The sequence below is a fragment of the Prevotella sp. oral taxon 313 genome, assembly GCF_003043935.1.
In the GTDB taxonomy this organism is placed as follows: domain Bacteria; phylum Bacteroidota; class Bacteroidia; order Bacteroidales; family Bacteroidaceae; genus Prevotella; species Prevotella jejuni.
The window spans coordinates 1,148,039-1,168,818 of the sequence record NZ_PYXE01000001.1 but is presented as its reverse complement, the minus strand read 5'-3'; the positions used below and the strand labels follow the sequence as shown (position 1 = coordinate 1,168,818).

The 20,780-nt window shown below is 41.5% G+C and carries 15 protein-coding genes; 7 read left to right on the top strand and 8 right to left on the bottom strand.

Features of this window, described 5'->3' with window-relative positions:
• The first annotated feature begins 11 nt into the window (after positions 1–11).
• Together AXF23_RS16065 and AXF23_RS04500 are read left to right on the top strand one after the other, a co-directional pair.
• The gene (locus AXF23_RS16065) at positions 12–161 is read left to right on the top strand and encodes a hypothetical protein (protein ID WP_009010583.1); all 150 of its coding nucleotides are present in this window, start codon (positions 12–14) and stop codon (positions 159–161) included.
• A gap of 9 nt (positions 162–170) precedes the next feature.
• Entirely contained in the window at positions 171–599 is a 429-nt protein-coding gene (locus AXF23_RS04500; RefSeq protein WP_107624449.1) for a biotin/lipoyl-containing protein, read from the top strand.
• A 752-nt stretch (positions 600–1,351) separates the two neighbouring features.
• On the opposite strand, the gene panD is transcribed toward AXF23_RS04500, so the two are convergent.
• Both panD and panC read right to left on the bottom strand, forming a co-directional pair.
• The gene (gene panD / locus AXF23_RS04495; protein WP_009010581.1) at positions 1,352–1,696 is read right to left on the bottom strand and encodes an aspartate 1-decarboxylase; all 345 of its coding nucleotides are present in this window, start codon (positions 1,694–1,696) and stop codon (positions 1,352–1,354) included.
• A 9-nt stretch (positions 1,697–1,705) separates the two neighbouring features.
• A complete protein-coding gene (gene panC, locus AXF23_RS04490) occupies positions 1,706–2,557 on the bottom strand; it encodes a pantoate--beta-alanine ligase (RefSeq protein ID WP_107624448.1) in 852 nt (283 codons plus the stop codon).
• A 228-nt stretch (positions 2,558–2,785) separates the two neighbouring features.
• On the opposite strand from panC, the gene AXF23_RS04485 reads away from it, so the two are divergent.
• The 4 genes from AXF23_RS04485 to AXF23_RS04470 all read left to right on the top strand — a co-directional run bounded on the left by AXF23_RS04485 (position 2,786) and on the right by AXF23_RS04470 (position 7,878).
• A complete protein-coding gene (locus AXF23_RS04485) occupies positions 2,786–3,595 on the top strand; it encodes a glycogen/starch synthase (RefSeq protein WP_089366810.1) in 810 nt (269 codons plus the stop codon).
• A gap of 33 nt (positions 3,596–3,628) precedes the next feature.
• Positions 3,629–5,074 (top strand): DUF4270 domain-containing protein, encoded by a 1,446-nt coding sequence (locus AXF23_RS04480; protein WP_107624447.1) that lies wholly within the window; start codon positions 3,629–3,631, stop codon positions 5,072–5,074.
• Positions 5,064–5,195, top strand: coding sequence for a hypothetical protein (locus AXF23_RS04475; protein WP_009010577.1), 132 nt, complete (start codon positions 5,064–5,066; stop codon positions 5,193–5,195). The genes AXF23_RS04480 and AXF23_RS04475 overlap by 11 nt, the downstream gene beginning before the upstream one ends.
• A 142-nt stretch (positions 5,196–5,337) precedes the next feature.
• Positions 5,338–7,878: an ATP-dependent Clp protease ATP-binding subunit gene (locus AXF23_RS04470; protein ID WP_107624446.1), complete on the top strand. Its 2,541-nt coding sequence runs from the start codon at positions 5,338–5,340 to the stop codon at positions 7,876–7,878.
• 761 nt (positions 7,879–8,639) lie between these two features.
• Here the strand turns inward: AXF23_RS04470 and imm40 are convergent.
• On the bottom strand, positions 8,640–8,993 hold the full coding sequence (gene imm40, locus AXF23_RS04465; RefSeq protein WP_107624445.1) for an Imm40 family immunity protein: 354 nt from the start codon (positions 8,991–8,993) through the stop codon (positions 8,640–8,642).
• 213 nt (positions 8,994–9,206) lie between these two features.
• Positions 9,207–10,952: a phospho-sugar mutase gene (locus AXF23_RS04460; protein WP_107624444.1), complete on the bottom strand. Its 1,746-nt coding sequence runs from the start codon at positions 10,950–10,952 to the stop codon at positions 9,207–9,209.
• A gap of 186 nt (positions 10,953–11,138) precedes the next feature.
• Here AXF23_RS04460 and AXF23_RS04455 point away from each other — a divergent pair, with 186 nt between their 5' ends.
• Positions 11,139–11,489, top strand: coding sequence for a DUF4491 family protein (locus AXF23_RS04455; protein ID WP_089366804.1), 351 nt, complete (start codon positions 11,139–11,141; stop codon positions 11,487–11,489).
• A gap of 648 nt (positions 11,490–12,137) precedes the next feature.
• Here the strand turns inward: AXF23_RS04455 and AXF23_RS04450 are convergent.
• The 4 genes from AXF23_RS04450 to AXF23_RS04435 form a co-directional block, all read right to left on the bottom strand.
• Positions 12,138–13,772 (bottom strand): DUF6850 family outer membrane beta-barrel protein, encoded by a 1,635-nt coding sequence (locus tag AXF23_RS04450; RefSeq protein WP_107624443.1) that lies wholly within the window; start codon positions 13,770–13,772, stop codon positions 12,138–12,140.
• A 130-nt stretch (positions 13,773–13,902) separates the two neighbouring features.
• The gene (locus AXF23_RS04445) at positions 13,903–15,111 is read right to left on the bottom strand and encodes a DUF4876 domain-containing protein (protein WP_107625796.1); all 1,209 of its coding nucleotides are present in this window, start codon (positions 15,109–15,111) and stop codon (positions 13,903–13,905) included.
• A 4-nt stretch (positions 15,112–15,115) separates the two neighbouring features.
• A complete protein-coding gene (locus AXF23_RS04440) occupies positions 15,116–17,893 on the bottom strand; it encodes a TonB-dependent receptor (protein WP_107624442.1) in 2,778 nt (925 codons plus the stop codon).
• A 371-nt stretch (positions 17,894–18,264) separates the two neighbouring features.
• Positions 18,265–20,763, bottom strand: a complete 2,499-nt coding sequence (locus AXF23_RS04435; RefSeq protein ID WP_107624441.1) for a zinc-dependent metalloprotease — start codon at positions 20,761–20,763, stop codon at positions 18,265–18,267.
• Positions 20,764–20,780 lie beyond the last annotated feature (17 nt).

Genomic DNA, 20,780 nt, shown 5'->3' with positions numbered 1-20,780 from the left:
GGCACACGACTATGGATAAAAACGTATATGCAGCTATTGCAATGGCACTCTATGAGTATGCTGGAAACAATGTTCACGATAACGAACCAGGCTTTATCACTATTCTGCCAAAGCAGACAATGTGGGATGCTAAGTTCGAGATAATGACAAAGAAACCATAATAGACAACAATGAAAGAATTCAAATATACTATCGACGGCAAGGAATATAAAGTCGAGATTGGTGAGATTAATGCCGAGAATGTTGCAGAAGTAACTGTCAACGGCGAGCAGTATGCAGTACAGATGGAACAGCCTGCTGAACCAGAGAAGAAGAAGGTTGAGCTTGGTAAGCCAGCTGCTGCTGAGACAAGTGAGGAGGCTGCTCCTGCTGTTGCCATCAACAGCTCTGCTGCCGTTAAAGCTCCACTGCCTGGTACCATCACATCTATTGAGGTGACTGTTGGTCAGGAGGTGAAAGCTGGCGACACTGTTGTTGTCCTCGAGGCAATGAAGATGCAGAACAACATCGAAGCCGAGAAGGATGGTAAGGTGACTGCTATTGCTGTGAAGGTCGGTCAAGCTGTGCTTGAGGACGACCCATTGGTTGTTATAGAATAATTCCGTTATCAGCAGACTAATGTCGCTGACACTGTATAGCATTTTATTAAGGAGGGTATGTCGACATGATATACCCTCTCTTTTTAGTATCTCATCTTTCCAACTTGACGTAAGGCTATCTTCTTATAAGACAAGAACTGGATTCGAATAAGAAATGTACAGAATGTAAATTGACCAAAAATATTTTTGCTGTCATTCCTGTCATCGTTCATAGTAGTATAACCAATTAGTTCACAAAGGATTATACGAAATATTAAAAATGACAGCAACTGAATTTAAAACTAAATTGTATTATTAGGGCAGTATTATACATACTTGTATGATGCCAAATATAAGCTTCACATAAGAGTCAACTTCTTTTACTCACTTCTCCCCCATTCGAATGAAACGAAAGAACGACTCCTCTTACGGACTCTATGTACTACGGCATAACCTCAGATGCTCTAAACTATACTATGAGAGAAAGGAGACTGTTGGACTATATTATATAAGGTATATTAAGTCATGCACAACATACTGATATAGCTTAAACTTTTATCGTGTGCCTAACAATAAAAAACACACAATCATATTTGCTCCTCCAAGTTACGAAAGTATCGATTTATTATAAGTTCTGCCTTATTAATAAAGAACACCTTTGCTTTACATTGAGGAACAAAATGTGATTGTGTAATTATAGAAGTGTGGACTCTGCGTCAGACACTTATTGGTCTGAGGGTTCTAAGCACCTACGAATAACTTTCAATATCTGCTTATAACTTGTTACCTTCCTTTGGAAAGACAACAGAAGGCTTAAATGATTTTGCTTCTTCAAAATCCATCAGCGCATAAGAGATGATAATCACCTCATCACCAACTACAACCTTGCGAGCTGCTGCACCGTTAAGACAGATACAGCCAGAACCTCGCTCACCTTTTATAATATAGGTCTCGAAGCGTTCACCATTGTTGTTATTAACAATCTGAACCTTCTCGCCTGCTATCATATTAGCCGCATCCATCAAATCTTCATCAATGGTAATGCTTCCCATATAGTGGAGATTGGCCTCTGTCACAGTGGCACAATGCAACTTACTCTTTAATACTTCAATCAACATCTTTACTTATTATCCTCTGTATTTTATGTGGTCAATAAGGCGGATTGGCGTATGACCACAATAAACCGTAATACAACCAACAACATAATCCTCCCATGTATTTACTTTAAGGAGTGTGTTGCCATCTACAATCTCAAAATATTCAACCTCAAGTCCGTCAACTGCATTAATCTCATTAACGACCTTCTCTTGCGTCTCAGCAACACTATGCGACTGAGAGTAATCAACACTCTTGCGCAAGGCCTCATATATCTTCGGTGCTATCTCCCGTTCATCAGCTGTCAATAGCATGTTACGAGAACTCATAGCTAAGCCATCCTGCTCACGTACGATTGGACAATCCACAATAGTAATACTGTCCTTCATACCGATAAAGTCGACAAGTCGCTTAATGACAGCTATCTGTTGCCAATCTTTCTCACCAAAGTAAGCCCTATCAGGACGAACAATATAAAACAATCTACTGACAACTTGGCAAACACCATTGAAATGACCAGGACGCTTTGCACCCTCCATCACTGTAGACTGGGGCGAGAACTCAAATTGACGATTATCTGGTTTTGGATAAATCTCTTCAACTGTTGGAGCAAATACATAGTCTGCACCACACGCTTCAAGAAGCTGGCAATCAGCCTCTAACGTACGAGGATAACGTTCTAAGTCACCTTTATCATTAAATTGGGTAGGATTAAGAAAAACTGAAACGACCGTTACATCATTCTCCTTGACACTTTGTTTCACAAGTGAAGCATGCCCAGCATGCAACGCCCCCATCGTAGGAACTAAGCCAATCGTCTTATTGTTCTTACGGTAAGAGAATAGTTCGTTCTGAAGTTCAACAATCTTTTGAATAACTTTCATCAATCATTATAGTTTTTGACAATGCAAAGTAACAACAAAATAATTAAATAGACGAGATTTTAATTAAATAATCTCAATGTGCTCTAACTTTTTATTTGTTTTCAGAAGAAAGCAACTGTATTATCAGTTTTTTTTAGTAACTTTGCACCCAATAAGTTGCGCCTTGGAGTTTATACATTCTTGGCGCATACTTATTATAGTTGCGAAAACAAAAATGATAAGATAAGAATGGGAAAAAAAGTATTATTTGTTAATCAAGAAATCATGCCCTATGTGCCAAAAACAGAGATGTCTTCTTATGGCGCTGAAATGCCACACATCATGCAAGAAGCGGGATTCGAAATTCGCACTTTCATGCCAAGATGGGGAAATATCAACGAACGTAGAGGGCAGTTGCATGAGGTTATTCGCCTTTCAGGTATGAACTTGATTATAGACGATACCGACCATCCATTGATTATCAAGGTGGCAAGTATTCCGCAGACACGTATACAGGTTTATTTCATTGATAATGAAGACTATTTCCAAAAACGCCCAGCTATGACAAAGGACGAATTAGGAAATGACTACCCTGATAATGGTGAGCGTGCCATCTTCTTCGCAAGAGGAGTTCTTGAGACTGTTAAGAAACTTAGATGGACACCTGATGTAATCCACTGCCAAGGATGGATGTCATCTGTAATCCCATTTTATGTAAAGACAGCTTACAAAGATGAACCACAGTTTGCCAACTCTAAAGTTGTAACCTCACTCTTTGCTGAACAACCACAAGATAGCTTAGGGACAAACTTTAAGCATTGTCTTGAGTTCCGAGATGCAAAGGCTAAGTACTTAAAGGAGTATGGTGATAACTTTGATTTTAAGGAGTTAGGTAAGTTAGCTATCGATTATTCGGATGGTGTTATTGGAACCAGTGATGGAGTACATACTGACCTTATTAATTATGCAAAGAGTAATGATAAGCAGTTATTAGAACATCCTATTGATGACACTGAGCTTAAAGAGAAATATTCAGAATTCTATAACAAGCTATTCTGAGATACTTAGATTATTACAAATACGATATTCTAAATGAGAAGGAAGATTATTGCAGCTTGTATGCTAGCAGCTTGTATCGGCATGATATCATGCGATGATACCACAAATACCATCGGCGACTCACTAATTGACAATGGCGACAAGCTCTCTATAACAGCAGACACATTCAGCGTAGCCTCTGAAACAATGGTTGCAGGACGAGTTATTGCTCGTTCATCAACTGGATATCTGGGTAGAATGGTTGACCCTGAGACAATGACAACTGTTACGGGTAACCTTATGTCACAGTTTCATGTACTGAGTAATTATGAGTTACCAGCGAAAGACTCTATCATGAGTCGTGATGCTAACAATGAGATTATTGCTGACTCTTGCGATATAAGATTGTATTATAGCACCTACTATGGCGACTCTCTTAGCCAGATGAAAATGACGGCATACGAGCTTTCAAAGCCTGTTAAGGAGGGAGAGAGCTATTACTCTGACTTTGATCCAGAGGCACAAGGCTATATCCGACCAGCTGCACAAGGTGGTATAGCAGAGAAACGTTCCTTTACTCTAACGGATTATACGGAAGCTGATAGCATAAGAAATAGAAGAAACTATAACAGAAACATCATTGTCCGTCTGAATAAACAGTATAAGGATAAGAAAGGAGTAACGTACAATAACTATGGAACTTACCTGCTACGCAAGTATCAGCAAGACCCATCTGCATTCCGTAACCCTTATCGCTTCTTACATGAGATTTGTCCAGGATTCTACTTTAAGGTAGATGGTGGCTCTGGTTCAATGGCTCACATCCAGCTTGCACAGCTGAACATCTATTTCAAAAATAAGCAGAATGGTAAGGTATCAGAGATATCTACTAACTTTGTAAGTACTGAGGAGGTACTTCAATTGACTAATTTCTCTAATGATAACACCAAGTTGCAACAATTAGCCAACGAGTCAGGACATACTTATCTCAAGACTCCTGCAGGCTTATTTACAAAGTTGACGTTGCCAATGTCTGACATTATGGCAGGACATACGAGTGATTCTATCAATACGGCAAAGGTTGTCCTTCACCGAATAAACAACAGTTCAACTTCTGACTATCAATTCGGAATACCACACAATGTCGTGATGGTACCTGCAGACAGTCTGCAATCGTTCTTTGCAAATAACCGTTTACCAGATAATAAGACCTCATTCATGGCTACTTACAATAGTAAGACAAACGCATACGAGTTCAATAATATATCTGGTATTGTCAACCTCTTCTCACGCAACAGAACTATGCCTGCATGGGGAAAGGTGGTTGTAGTACCCGTTGAATTACAGTCTGTTACACAAGGAACTGGTAGCAGTAAAAAAACTGTTATTACCAAGGTCTCTAATGATATGGGCCTATCAAGTACAAAGCTCTTGGGTAACACATCTACAGGCAAGAATATTCAGATTTCGATAATATACGGTAAGTTCAATGGCAGATAACTATTTGGAACGACATCGTGAGGAATATGAGCAGCGTAAAGAGAGGTGGCTTCGTAAGAAAAAGAACCTGAGACGACCTGTGAAGGTAAGACTTCAGAAGCCAGACGACGAAGCACTATAACATAAAATATACATATAGAATCGAACTTACAATATAGATGTACGTTCGATTCTTATGTTTTTGGCACAACATTTGTTTGTAATGACCAACTAAAAGAGGACATGTTGTCCACAGAAACAAGCAAAAAAAGAAAGGTTAGGATATGATGAATCAATTTTCACCAAAGGTTTCTGAGGTTCTTTCATTCAGTAGAGAGGAAGCAGAGAGACTGACGAGTAAGTCGGTAACTCCCGAACATATCATGCTTGCTATCCTACGAGAAAAGTCAGGACCAGTTTGGGAACTATTCAGTAAATGGAAGGTTGATATAGACAATATAAAGAGAGAGATAGAAAAGAAGGTTCAAGAGAAATCCATTGATACTACGGTTTCAATACCAGACATTATTTTGGACGAGCAAGCTAATAACATTTTAAAGTTAGCTGTACTCGAAGCTCGTATGCAACATGCTGAGACTGTAGATATTCTACATCTATTCCTTGCCATCCTACATGACTCATCTAACAATGGTGCAAAGGTAGTTTTGGAAGACAGTGGATTCAATTATAACAACGCAATATCAATGTTACAACAACGTGCAAACCAGCCAAAAGACGGTATAGGGATGGCTGATGAGGAAGAAATGGATGATGACATGATGTCGTCGTCATCTAATAATGGTGGTAACACAAAGACAACACAAAGCTCACGAACAAAGTCTAAGACGCCAGTACTCGATAGTTTCGGTACCGACCTCACTCAGGCTGCAGCAGAGGGGAAGCTCGATCCTGTTGTAGGAAGAGAGAAAGAGATTATGCGCGTTAGTGAGATCCTTGGTAGAAGGAAGAAGAATAACCCAATCCTTATCGGTGAACCAGGTGTTGGAAAGAGTGCTATTGTAGAAGGCTTAGCACAACTTATTGTAAAGCATCTCACCTCTCCTATCCTTTTCGACAAACGAGTCATCACACTCGACCTAACAGCTGTAGTTGCAGGTACCAAGTATCGTGGTCAGTTTGAGGAACGTATCCGTGCATTGATAAAGGAAATTGAGCAGAACCCAGACATCATCATCTTCATTGATGAGATTCACACGCTTATCGGGGCAGGCTCTTCTCCAGGCTCTATGGACGCTGCTAATATCTTGAAGCCAGCCTTGGCAAGAGGTACAATACAGTGTATCGGTGCTACGACACTTGATGAATACCGTAAGTCAATTGAGAAAGATGGAGCCTTAGAGCGTCGTTTCCAAAAGGTTTTGGTCGAACCAACAACGGCAGAAGAGACTCTTCAGATTCTTGAGAATATTAAGGATCGTTATGAAGGCCACCATCATGTACGCTACACAGAGGACGCTTTGAAAGCTTGTGTTAAGTATGCTGAGAGATATATCACCGATCGCTCATTCCCAGACAAGGCGATAGATATTATCGACGAGGTTGGTTCACGTGTTCATTTACAGCATGTTAAGGTACCACAGTCTATCCTCGACATTCAGAAAGAGATTGAAATAGCACAGGAGAAGAAGCAGGCTGCTGTAAAGAATCAGAACTTCGAACTTGCTGCAAGCTTCCGTGATAAACAAACGGAACTTGAACAAAAATTGAAGGATGAGCAGGAAAGATGGCAAAATGGCGACACCGAAGATAAGATTGAGATTGGAGAAGATGCCATTGCTGATGTTGTCTCTATGATAACTGGTGTCCCTGTTCAGCGCATGCAAGAGGCCGAAGGCATCCGATTAAAGAACATGAATGACGATCTCAAGCAGGTTGTCATTGCTCAAGATGCTGCTATCGACAAGATGGTTAAGGCTATTCAGCGTAATCGTGTTGGCTTAAAGGATCCTAATCACCCTATCGGTGCGTTTATGTTCTTAGGTCCAACTGGTGTAGGTAAGACTTATCTTGCCAAACGCCTTGCTGAGATGATGTTTGGATCAGCCGATGCCTTGATACGTATTGACATGAGTGAATATACGGAGAGTTTCAACACCTCACGCCTTGTTGGTGCTCCTCCAGGATACGTAGGATATGATGAAGGAGGACAGTTAACCGAGAAAGTGCGTCATCATCCCTACTCTATCGTCCTACTCGATGAGATAGAGAAGGCACATGGCAACGTGTTCAACATGCTTTTACAGGTACTTGATGAAGGTAGATTAACTGATGGTAACGGTCGATTGATAGATTTCCGCAATACTGTCATCATTATGACATCCAACGCTGGTACACGTCAACTGAAGGAGTTCGGGCAGGGTGTTGGTTTCAAAGCAACTAATCTGAATGGCTTATCACAGAATGAAGGTGACAAGGAGCGTGCTCGTGCTATCATTCAAAAGAGTCTTAGCAAACAGTTCGCACCAGAGTTTCTCAACCGTTTGGATGAGATTATCACCTTCGACCAACTCGACCTCGAGGCTATCAAGAAGATTATCAACATTGAACTCAAGGGTTTGTTCAAGCGTGTGCATGAACTGGGCTACGAGATGGAGATAACAGATGAAGCCAAGGAGTATGTGGCAACGAAGGGATATGATGTACAATTTGGTGCGCGTCCATTGAAGCGTGCTATCCAAAATCACATCGAGGATGGATTAAGTGAACTCATTCTCTCTGGCGAAATCAAGGCTGGTGACACCATCAAGATATCAAAAGAGAAAGATAATGATAAACTGAAATTTGATATTCTACCAACAGAATAACAGCTAAGAGTGGGAGTTATATCTCTCCACACTTGTGATCTATATCATCATAAGTCCGTCTTTGGAGATAAATTAAAGTCTACATGATTTCTCATTAAGCTCTAATGAACATTCAAAAGAGACTTAGTTAATATTCAAAAGGTGTTTAGTCAACAGCAGACTAAACACCTTTTTTTTATGCTCTTTTGTCATTCTTATTGACTGATAAATTCAGATAAGAAAGGATAACACGCTACTCATGAAAAGAGACAGCCGTAATTACGTATTATTACAAGAAAAGTTTAAAATTCATTTGCTGTCATTTTTAACATTTCATGTAACTATACTGTAAGCTAACAAGTTAAGTTCATGAAACGAATGACAGATATGACAGCAAATTTAAAACTATGGGAAAACACCCTATGAGCCGTCTATTAGAAAAGTGGCCACACCGGGATGCGATAACTTCATCTTTCTACACAATATAGAGAATATAATAGTTCTACAAAATAATTCATATCTAACAAACGCAGATTTATAGATATTATATAATACTTGCTTTTATTCTTACCAATACCAACATAAAACTTTACTCGTCTTAAAAAGGGTATGCAAGGTTTTATATGTACAGAAATATCAAAAATAGTATCAGAGAGCTACCTCCCAACTTCTCCTCCATAGTAATCACTATCTATACCACCAACGATTCAAAGAGGAACAGGAACTGTGCCTGAACCACCTAATCAACAAAAAACTGCACTACCTTTTCTAAAAGTATTCGATTATTTTAATTGTTCTTCTATGACCAAGGAAAATAAAGGTTTATCACAAGAATGACTTTTGTAAGCCCTTATGTAAGATTCAGATCTATTACAACTGTTTTGCACGTAATTGTAATATGACTCATTTGGAGTTCTATCATAATACCAACTATCATCTAAGTCCTCTATTGTAGAATCAGTCAAACTATATACATCACCACCTAAGATTGGAATCAATAAAAGTTTGCATATTTGCACTATTTTAAGTGCTTCTTGTTCTGGGAAAGCATAACCTTCAATACCTAAATGCTTCAAGGAATAATATTCAGAAATATCATTATCTTGAATAATTGAAATTATATCACTCTTTTCCATATACAAGAGACTAAATAATCTATGACTTGAAAGGTTAAAATATCAAATAGCGTAGCCCACTAAAAGAGACAGAAAGCTATCCAATGAATTATATACAAGAAGGCATAAAACAATAAAAAGCAGGAGTTTCCACAAATAAAACTTTATAGAGACTCCTGCTTTAACTATAATATCAAGCCCTCGCAAATATTATCAAAGGCTAAAAATAGACTATTACAAACCCAAGCTCTTCTTGATAGCTTCAATCTTTTCACAAGCACGCTGCTCGCAAGCAGGGAAATCAGAAGCAGAGTTCATTGTATCCTTTATCTCAAGATAGAACTTAATCTTTGGTTCAGTACCTGATGGACGAACGCTCACCTTAGTGCCATCAGTGCAGAACCACTGGAGAACATTGCTTGTATCAGGCATATCCATCTTCTCCTTAGAACCGTCAGCCTTCGTTAGCTCAAGGCTCTGGAAGTCCTTGTAAACATCGATGACACTACCGCCAAGTTCCTTAGGAGGATTAGAACGGAAGTTCTTCATCATCTGCTGAATCTCGTCAGCACCGCTCTTACCAGGACGCTCCACATTGATTGTGAACTCATGGCTGTAACCATACTCCATATAAATATCCATAAGAATATCATACAAAGTCTTACCATGATCCTTTGCATACGCACAAATCTCTGCCAACAAAGCACAAGCACTTACAGCATCCTTATCACGTACGAAGTCTTCTGCAAGGAAACCATAGCTTTCCTCACCACCGCCAATATACTGCTGCTTACCCTCAGAGAGTGCAATCTCACGTGCAATCCACTTGAAACCAGTGTAGCAATCACGCATCTCTACGTGCTGTTTCTCTGCAATCTTACGGATTACCTCTGTAGTAACAATGGTCTTTACGATAAAGTCTGTTGGCTTCATCTTGCCCACAGCCTGACGATTAGTAATGATATACCATAAGAAGATCAAGCAAGTCTGGTTACCATTAATCAGTACCCATTCGCCATCACTATTCTTACAAGCCATACCTACACGGTCAGCATCTGGGTCAGACGCCATCAAGATATCAGCATCGAGAGCCTTCGCATCACGCAAACCGAGTGTCAAAGCCTCTGCTATCTCTGGGTTTGGACGGTCGACAGTAGGGAAGTTACCATCTTTCACCATCTGTTCCTTCACACAATGAACATTGTCAAAGCCCCATGAAGCCAACGCACGTGGAATAATTACGCGACCAGCACCATGTAGCGGAGTATAGACAATCTTAAGGTCATGCTGATTCTTAATGACCTGCGGGTCAATACTGATGGTCTTTACCTTATCAAGATAAATCTTATCAATCTCTTCGCCGATAATCTCTATCAGTGCTTTATTACCTTCGAACTTAACATCTTCGACCTTAACCTTGTTCACTTCATCAATGATTCCCTTGTCATGGGGCGCAAGTACCTGTGCACCATCCTCCCAGTAAGCCTTGTAACCATTGTATTCACGTGGGTTATGACTTGCTGTAATGTTCACACCAGCTTGTGCTTTCAAATGACGAATAGCAAAAGAACATTCTGGAGTAGGGCGAAGATCGTCGAAGAGGTAGACCTTTATACCATTAGCAGAGAAGATATTAGCAACTGTCTCAGCAAAGAGACGAGAGTTGTTACGGCAGTCATGGCAAACAACGACGCTAATCTGCTTCATATCCTTGAAGTTAATCTTCAAGTAATTAGCAAAGCCTTGAGTTGCCATACCCACAGTATAGATATTCATACGATTAGAGCCAGCGCCCATAATACCACGAAGACCACCTGTACCGAACTCTAAGTCCTTATAGAATGACTCTATGAGGTCAGCCTTATCTTCGTTGTTAATCATAGCCTCAACGGCTGAACGAGTTTTGTCATCGAAAGCAGGAGCCAACCACTGCCGTGCTTTCTCTTCGCATTGAGCGATGAGTGTTTGGTTATTGTTCATAATTTAAGTATTTTCTCATTTATGACTTATATCTGCAAATGTACTCAATAATTCTGAGAAAGCCTCTTTTAGATAGAGTTTTTTTTGTATTTTTGCACCTATAATAATTGGAGTTTGCTAAGAATATCATGTTTATTAGCATTTCTCATATACTTACAATTAAATCTATTCTTAAACTTATTTGAAATGGAATTGAATTTTCAAGGTATTCTACTGGCCGTGTGCACGTTTCTTATCATCGGACTTTGTCATCCATTAGTCATAAAGACAGAGTATTATTTTGGTACAAAACCGTGGTGGATCTGGCTCTTAGCGGGTCTTACTTGCTGTGTTTCTGCTCTTTTTATACAAAGTCTTTTCTGGTCAGCATTGCTCGGTGTGCTTGGAGCTTCCTTCCTTTGGGGCATTGGCGAACTCTTTTCTCAAGAGAAGCGTGTGGTCAAAGGTTGGTTTCCTATGAACCCTAAGCGTAAGGAACACTACGAGAAACTTAACAAGGACGAGTCTATCTGTCCTGCTTGTAAGCATAAGAAATAAGCGTTCCTATTTATTTCTTTTCGTCGTGCAAAGGCTAATAACTGATGGGTGTTGGGTGTTGAATGTTGGGTGTTAATGGTTAGAGTAACTATTTTCCATTGTTTATAACCCATAAACCTACAGCATACTTTATCTCGTTAGACACCTACTTTCACTCGAGCAGAGGGGTAGAGAAGAGAGCTTTTCTTTACCTTTATGTCAACTTTTTTCACTCCTCTTGAAGGTAGTACACGCCCTTTAAGGTGAAAGAAGAGGCCTAACAATCTTCAAGAACATGCCTTTCTTGGACATAGAAAACGCCCTTCTTGAGGCAAGAAAGGCGTCTTCTTCAACGCTAAATATAACACGTTGATAGTTTGATGGTTATAAACTTAATTACACACTATATCACACTTCTATTTTGAAGGGACATTGCACGATACCATGTAATGTTTTTTTACTCCCCTATAGTTCCTTTCACTGTATGGAGTAAAAACGATTTCGATAGCATGGGAAGGTCGTCCCTCCCCCATCCTCTCGTCCGTTGGAAGTGGCATAATTACCGAGTCACACCAGAGAAGATAGTGATAGAAGGGAAAGACTACCCCATCACAGAGATTTTATAATCTATCCTTTGAATTAGGAATTATGCTTCCCTATATCATAATATCAATTAAACAAACCCACACTAAAACCTACATTATATAGATTAGGATGCCCAGCGGAGTTAGCAGAAGTAAAGTCACCGAACGCTTTCACAAACCACATAGCACGTGACTTCTTAATAGTTAGAGGGAACTGATACATCACCTGCAAACGTCCATGAAATAGGTTGGCATCATAATAAGGTAGGTCTTTTAGTAAAACACGCTGTGCAAGAACTGAAGTGTCATCTGCTAATTGAAGGTCGGCACGTGTAGAAACACTATACCCAAGTGTCAGATCTGCCGTAAGATGCTGTTTGAACAATGAGATACCATTCTCCAACTGAAAATTAATACGGCTATAATCAGATGATGACAACGGTAGAAGATGCCGATTGCCAGCCTTGTGCGTATCTATTGATAAGCCCGTATAACCTTTGAGGGAGGCCGTTGCCTGTTGAAGAAGACGTGAGGGAGCATCGTTGAGGAAGTTGGCACGATAGCGGAAAGCGCAATCGAACGTACGCACCTGATAGCGTTTACGAAACTCCAACTGCTTCTCGTATGTGTAAGACGTTGTCCCTATCTGTGGGTCATTCTTGATAATCAACTGTTGACGATACTCATCTGCATAGCCTTGTTGCCACTCCATACAGACGTCAACTTGGTGTAACACGCTCCCAGTAAGCAATCTGTTTTGCGACTGTACATTATATAAATAGGTGAAGTATCTGCCCGGTTCGTATTTATACGTACCGTATGCATACTCCTCTCCACGACTAATACCAAAGCTATTCAGCGTATGGAAGCTATCAGACCGGTATCCGTAATCCATAGCTGCACCCACTTGGTGGTTCACCCACTCCCTATTAAAGCTCGAATAACCGCCTATTGTCCCCGTTGCATACTCCATTCCAGAGAAGAGATAATAGGTAAGTGTGGCATCACTCTGCACTGTTACTAATGATCCCATCTTCTCTTTACGACGGTCGTAATAGCCCGATAAGCCCAGCGTATGCCCACCCATCGTGTAAGAAATGGACGGAGTCAAGCGGTAGTCAAGCAACTGTGAACGTGAACGAGGGTCACGAAGACGAGAGAGGTCGCCCAACTGATAGTTTAATTGAAGGCCGAAACGCCATCCAGAGAAATCTGTCGTTCCTACAGAAGCTACCATATCGAAGTCTTGATGGTCGTAACTTCCTGCAATGGCACTACCCGACTGGTAGGGATTAGAGTTGTAAGGACGATACTGGTCGGCAAAGGCACGGTCCTTAGTACGACCGAGGTTGAAGTCTACCTTACCATAACTGTATAGATATCGACCCAATCGTTGATAGCGTTCGGTAAAGAACTGCATGTTATTCATTGCTCCCCCCTCCTGCACACGATGATAGTCGCCACCACGATGGTTGAACCCTATGGAGGCAAAGCCACGATTAGGCGAATCGTCAAGAGAGAGTCCAGCAGCATTACTTGTGTTATGCCAGAGTTGTGTAAGGTTCTTATAGCGATATTCAGGCTCGCCCACAAGAGAGTCAGAAGGCGTCTGTGCCATCGTTGGGAGCGTAAACATCAATAAGAAAAGCCTTCCCCAGCCTCTCCGAAAAGAGGATTGTACAAAGGCAGAAAAGGTGGAGAAGGAATATGAAGTATTCATAAGCGATGATAATTAATATGTATGTGTGTGCAACAACAATAGTTTGTAAAACCGATAAAAGTCTCTGAAAGAATTGAATACGCAAAGGGCTTACGACATTTCAACCCCTTCAGACACGATTCAAACTACCTTAGAAAGTCCTTGGTGCTATCGTTGTTGACACTTGAAAATCGTTAGAACTATTGTTTGTATCCATGAGTATGCTTTGTCCTGCAGCAGTTGTAGAAGTCACCTTACGATAGACAACCTCACCCGACAGACCTGCTGTGGCATTAATACTTATATAACCCGCATCAATATCACCATAAAGACGCTTTTCACCAACGTCCGTCCCTGTTGCCTTATGACGAAGGAAATCAACGCCATCTATAATATATCGCTTAGGTAGAAGACCATACTGAACACCGCTTGTCTTACCAAACTTGTAGGTAAGTTTCAGTTGACTGATGTCTGCAGAAGTGCGGAATATCACCACCCCTTGGCCTGTTGTGAGGATATTCATGTATGAAATGCCCGAATAAATATTAAAGACATTCTGCAAAGCAGGTACCTCTGGGTTGTTTAACATCTTCCCTTTCACGTCCTTTGCCTCAAAGTCTGCTTTCAAGAGACTATGTTCCATCGGACTGTTAAGACTATGGTCTACAGCACTATTCACCAAGAGTACGGTTCCTCCAGGAGCCACCATATAATGCTTATCAGTAGGAATACGGAACACCTGCTTGACCAATACAACCGAATCAGCATAGTTTGTCTTGAGGTTATCGAGGGTATAAGCCTGTGGAACATCGGTCTCAAGCAGTCCGATATATAGTCCGGCTACATCCACAGAGTCGTTAGATTGATTATAAAGTTCTATATACTGACCTGCAACATATCGTTTATTGTTTTTATCCTTAGACCCAGCAGCATATATCTTACTGATGACTATGTCTCGTTTTACAGAGAGAGTGGTCGTGAGGAGCAAAGGTTCTGAACCATTGATAAGTTGTGAATTCAAACTACCTGATACTGTTGCGCCATTAATTACCTGACTACTTCCTGTAATCCTATTATACTCTGACGACGTTATATCCCATGAAGTCGAGATGTTATAGACATCAGGAACAATATTAGAGAAGGTTGCCACGCCCGCAGCGTCCGTGTGTGCAGAATAGGTAACACCATTCAATTGGAGGGAAACGGTATGCCCTTCTAATGTCACATGACCATTCAACTCATCGGGAAGTTGGAGTTGTACCTTAGCTGTTACAGCCTCTGAGGCATCCGAATAATCTACACAAGAACTAAAAACAAGCGCTACTGTGAGGATTGAAAATAAATACTTTATTGCTTTCATATCGTTACAAATTAACATAAAGCTCTACACCAAAACTAAACTTACCCGTGTTGCGCTGGCTTAACGTTAGTGAGTTGTTGCCTGTTAGGTATGGCTCATAATAAATCATATTGTTCACATAAAGGGAAAGACCGCCAAAGTTACTAAGCTGTTTGGTAAGTCTTCCTTGCAAGTTCCATTCTATTGGCGACTTTGAAGGCTTATTGTCGCTGACACGGACAGTAAGGTCATTGATTGCAACAACATCTATTCCTGTTGGACGAGAGGCATAATACTGACCGTCCATACCCAAGAATCCTGACATCATGTCCGCTGTTATAGGATGCTCAATAAGGTCTGCACCAAAGTAACCTATTGGATTCTTATTTGCTTTAAAGGACGTATGCCAGTCATACCAAATTGCCTGAGCTGTAAACGAAGCCACCATCTTGAGTGCTGGAATATTCGTTACGACACGCAATGTATTGAGGAAACGACGATAGTTCTCGTAGTCTTGTCCTGAAGGATAGACTACTCTAAATGGTGTAACACTATAACTTGAATAAGACGTTGGCAATAATGCTGCCTTTACTGCTTCTGTATTGCGCCCTGTAGAATAGGTCTTTGTCTCTGAATATGCGCCACTGAAGAAGAGTGATGTATGCAAAGGACGAATCTCACCAAGCTCAAAGTCGAACTCTAAACCCTTATTAATAGAGGTGTTTGTATTACCAACTGCACCCGTTGTCATATAGCCATTAAAGGTACGATAAGGGTTGGTATAATCAATAGTGGTAGCTTGTCCGGGTGTTATATTCAGTCCCTGCGCCTGCGTAAAGATACTATAAGGATAGACAAAGAACTCACCTAAGGACTCAAAACCATTCGGTGTACGGTCACGATAAGCAAGAATACTCAGACGACGACCACCTTTCAACTTGAAGTCAACGCCTAACTCGACCTTTGTAGTTGTCGCATTCCTTAGGTTCTTAGAGTAGTCTACCTTGTAGGCCTGCGTGTGATAGACCAGCAACTGCGCCGTTGGGTCGCTCTGAGGGAAATAGTTAGCAGCCACACGGTCGTCATACTTCGTGTCAGGATACAGATAAGCAAGTCCTGGAGTCTTAGAGTTCATACCTATTCCACCATGGATATCAAGCCAAGGAGTAATGCTCAACGAAAGATTCAGACGTGGTGAAAGTGCTGTTGTAGCTACATCACTGAAGGGCTGCATGGCTGTGAAGCGAAGACCAAAGTTCGCTCTGAACCTATTAACCTTATTGATATTCCAAAAGAAGTTATCCTCTGCGTAGGTAGCAAACTGATGTAAACCAGGTACATCACTAAAGGCACGTGGACGACCATTGCTGTTTGGCTGTAATGGTAACAAATCATTATCGTTGTAATAACCCTTTCCACTGTTCCAATCGTAGCGGTATTCCACACCAACCTTAAAACTCTGACGGGTCTTTCCAGCCTTGAAATAGAAGCTGTCATTAATCTTTGCAAACAGATTACCGAGTCTGCTCTCTGTTCTTCCAGTAGCTTTATACGATTGAGTCATCCATGGTACGTTGAAATAACCTGTCTCTCTTGAAGTTAGAATAGGAAGTAGACCAGTGCTAACTGGTACGAATGACGTTTGTACATTGTCTGTTCCGCCATAGCTAAGACCTAAGGTATAATTGAGCGAACGCATAAAAAGCTTATCAACAGAGATACGACCATTATGCGTCAGACCAACCGTTATAGTCTTATTCTTGGTTTCCGTACCATCTTGAATAGCATCAGGATCATTGCCCGACCAGTCTTGTGAAGACAACAAACGGAGTTTTGTCTCTGTGTGCCAACGCTTACTTAGATCATAACTATACCCCAAATTGAAAGTATAACGGTCATAACTGCGTGTCTTCTGACGTGGGTCACCCCACGCCTTAGCGTAGTCTAAGTTTACATTCATTATACCTGCCTTGTTCAAAGAGAAGCCCTTTGTCAACGAAGCATTCGTCATTGCAGGATTTACCTTAGCCTTTATCTGCCACGGTGTGACACCCATCTTAGAGTGAACTACCACAAGACCGCTTGTCAGATCACCGTATTCAGCAGAAGGAATACCGCGTATCACCTCTACATTATCTATGTTGTCGGCAGCTATCTGACGTAGGTCAGTACCTGTAAAGGCCGTAGAAGAGAATTGTCCCTGCGTCACTTGGCCATTGTTAGAGATAGGAACACCATCCACAACAATGCTCGAGCCGAAGGCACTTGTGTTATTATTACGTAGCGTACGGAGCTGTAGATTAGCCTTCTGAGTCATATCCACATTCCCCATCTGCATACCTGGAATAAGCTGCATGACGTCGGCTAAGGACGAGGCCTGTAAGTGGTCGATTGCTTGACGCCCTATGATAGAAGACGTAGAAGCACCAGATGCGTTCTGCTTTGCCGTCACAACAACCTCCTTTAATGCCAAAGAGGTTGGAACAAGCTGAACATTAATGGTTAAATCTTTCTCTACTTTGAACGTTGTTGTATAGGTTTCATAACCCACATAACTAACTTTCAGCGTGAACACTCCCGTTGGAACCTTTTGAAATAGTGCTTTTCCATCTATATCAGCCACATTAAAAGAACCTAACGGGTCGAGCGAACAGTTAGCCATAATTACACTTTCCTTCGTGTTCTTATCGTTAACAACGATGCTGACAATATGGTTTTCTGTTGTTTTTGACGTCTCTTGAGCCCAGACACCTTGCCCTATCACCAACAATAACAATAGAGCTATGAGCTTTATTACCTTCATCTAAAATTCCTGAAATTAATACCTTTAATTGTTAATCACAGTGAAAAGGTATAGAAAATACCGTTATTCAGCAATACTCTAAAATAGGTATTCTTCACTTAATGAGTAGGAACACTTAATTTGATTGAGTCACACAGACTACGTTTTCACCTTGTTTTATATACTATTTCATGGTCGTAACCTCTCCAAACATTCATTATTTTCATGAGAGTAGATGGTAAACACGCCATAAGGCGTTGGGCGGTAATCAGCAGAACTTATAGTAAAAAGCAAACGTCCATAGTAGCGTTTATCATTCTACTATGGACGTATATTATAACCATAAACCATGAATACACTTCTCGTCTATGGCATGAAAGGCACTAAAACGATTACTTTACGGTCACACGACGCTCACGAATCAACTTAATCTGACGCAATAAATCGTTGTAATGAAGGAGGTTGATGCCTTCACTCTGTGCTGCTTGCGCCTTACAGAACTGCTCAACAGTATCCAATTGCTGCATAAGGTAGAGCATTATATCAGAGTTGCTTGCACGGTCAGCAGCACTTGCCTTATCTTTAGGAACAGGGTTCAAGAGTGTATTCAACTGGTCTACATAGTTGCGCTCAAGCAATCGGCGTGTACGTACCTGCATATCATTAAGACCATTTAGTGGCTTCCAAACGACATGGAACAGGTCATTCAGATAGTCTTTGAACTGATAAGCACCTGCCTCACGCTGGTCCTTATAGATCTTATCCATGATAGTTCCGTTCATCATCACCTTTAGTATGCGGTCTTGATAAGTACTGATTTCGTCGACAAGGTCGGTCCCTGCGATGTCTGTCATTGCTGAAGGATAGAGCCAAAGAGGTGCCTCAAACACCTGCCGGCCGATATAATCGACAGCATCACGGCCTTTCTTAGCTGGTGCAACCTCGTAAGGTTTCTTCCCAGGCATATTGTTGATATAGCGACCACCTATGTTTTTCAGTACGTGATTCGTGTAACGTCCATACTGTCCAACAACACTTCTCCACATTTCCATACGGTCTTCGTATTGGTCGTTAGGCTGACGTGTCCACTCAGGGAGCTTTGCTATGATACGTTTTAAGTTCTTAATACCATAGTCACTCGCCTTCACATTGTCATCACCAAGGTCCTCTGTCTGTGCACGAGGGTCTTCATTCTTACCCTCACCACCAAACCAAAGGCGTGGATTCTTCGCAAGGATGGCAGTAGTCTCAGTCATTAACTTCTCCTTCTCGTCCATCTCATCTTTGAACTCTGGCCGATACTGATAGCCCCAACGGATTGCCCACTTATCGTAATCATTCACGCGTGGGAACAAGCCACGCTCTGAGACGCCATCTTCTGGTTGTGCAACGTAATTGAAACGAGCGTAGTCCATGATGCTGGCAGTGTGCCCGTGTTCCTCAACCCATTTCTTATCACGTAGCTTCTCTACTGGTGTAGCATGGCTTGCACCCATGTTATGACGCAAGCCGAGCGTATGTCCCACCTCATGACTTGATACAAAGCGAATCAGTTCACCCATCAGTTTGTCGTCCATGTGCGCTGTCTGTGCTCGTTTATCCAATGGAGCGCACTGCGTAAAATACCACTTTGTTAAGAGATTCATCACGTTATGGTACCAACAAATATGACTTTCGATAATCTCACCACTGCGTGGATCAACGATACGAGGGCCGTAGGCGTTCTCAATCTCAGCCGGAAGATAACGGAGAACATTGAAGCGAGCATCGTCAACACTCATCGTTGGGTCGTCAGGCCACTCCCTTGCCTGTATAGCATGCTTAAAACCAGCAGCCTCAAAAGCAACATTCCAATCCTCAATACCCTTCATCAAGTATGGAACCCACTTCTTTGGTGTGGCTGGATCGATGTAGAATACGATGGGCTTAACGGGCTCTGAGAGTTTACCCTTTGCGTATGCCTTCTTATCTTTAGGCTCCAAACGGAATCGAGAGATAAACTGCTCGCGGTCTGTCTTAGTCTGATCGTCACTGAAGATGGTGTATCTATTTGTGAAGTAACCCACTCGATTGTCCCATACACGCTTGCGCATAGGTACCTTCGGAAGCAGGACAACGCTGGTGTTGAGTCCGATTGTCATCGCACCCGTATAAGAAGCGGGTACAGTAGAAGGCGAGCTTGAATAAGTGCGGGTCGTAGCTATCTCCACATTAATAGGATAGACTTTCATCGTGTCAATGAACGTTCGGTCGGCCATTAACCCTCCTAATTTCAGCTGCTTAGAGTTGTCTGACGACACACTCAGCACTGCATTGTCTTTAATAAACAATGGTGTGACATCAATCAACTGTGCCTTTGTATCCTTGTTACGTCCAATCACCTTGAACGAAGCAACGATCGGGTCGGCAGTAGATGCCTTCAACGTACGCGAAATACTACTTTTCGGATCGGCTTCTTGCGTAAGTACGTATGCACGAAGCAACAATGTCTTGTCGTCACGTTGCTCAAAATAAACCGTCTGTTGGTTTACTGCCTCTCCAGCAAACTTACCAAAATTCTGTGGAACGGCTGTAAAACGAGTCACAGCGAGCAAGTAACGACCGATAACTGAGTCTGGAACCTCAAAGTACCATTGGTCGTCAATATGCCTAACTGTGAAGAGTCCTTGCTGAACACTTCCTTTCTTCTTTACAAGTTGGTCGTAGGCAGAAGGTCTCTCCTTCTCTTTCTCTGTTGCTTTCCCTTTCTTAACATCCAGTTTAGTAGTGTCTTTGTGCTGTGTGATAGTATCTTTTACGGCATGATAGACAAACCTGTTACTTGCCACACCTACTCCACTTCCGAGCATAAGGGCTAACAGACAGGCTGCTGCTTTTCTGTTGATTGACATAAATTTATTAGTAACTT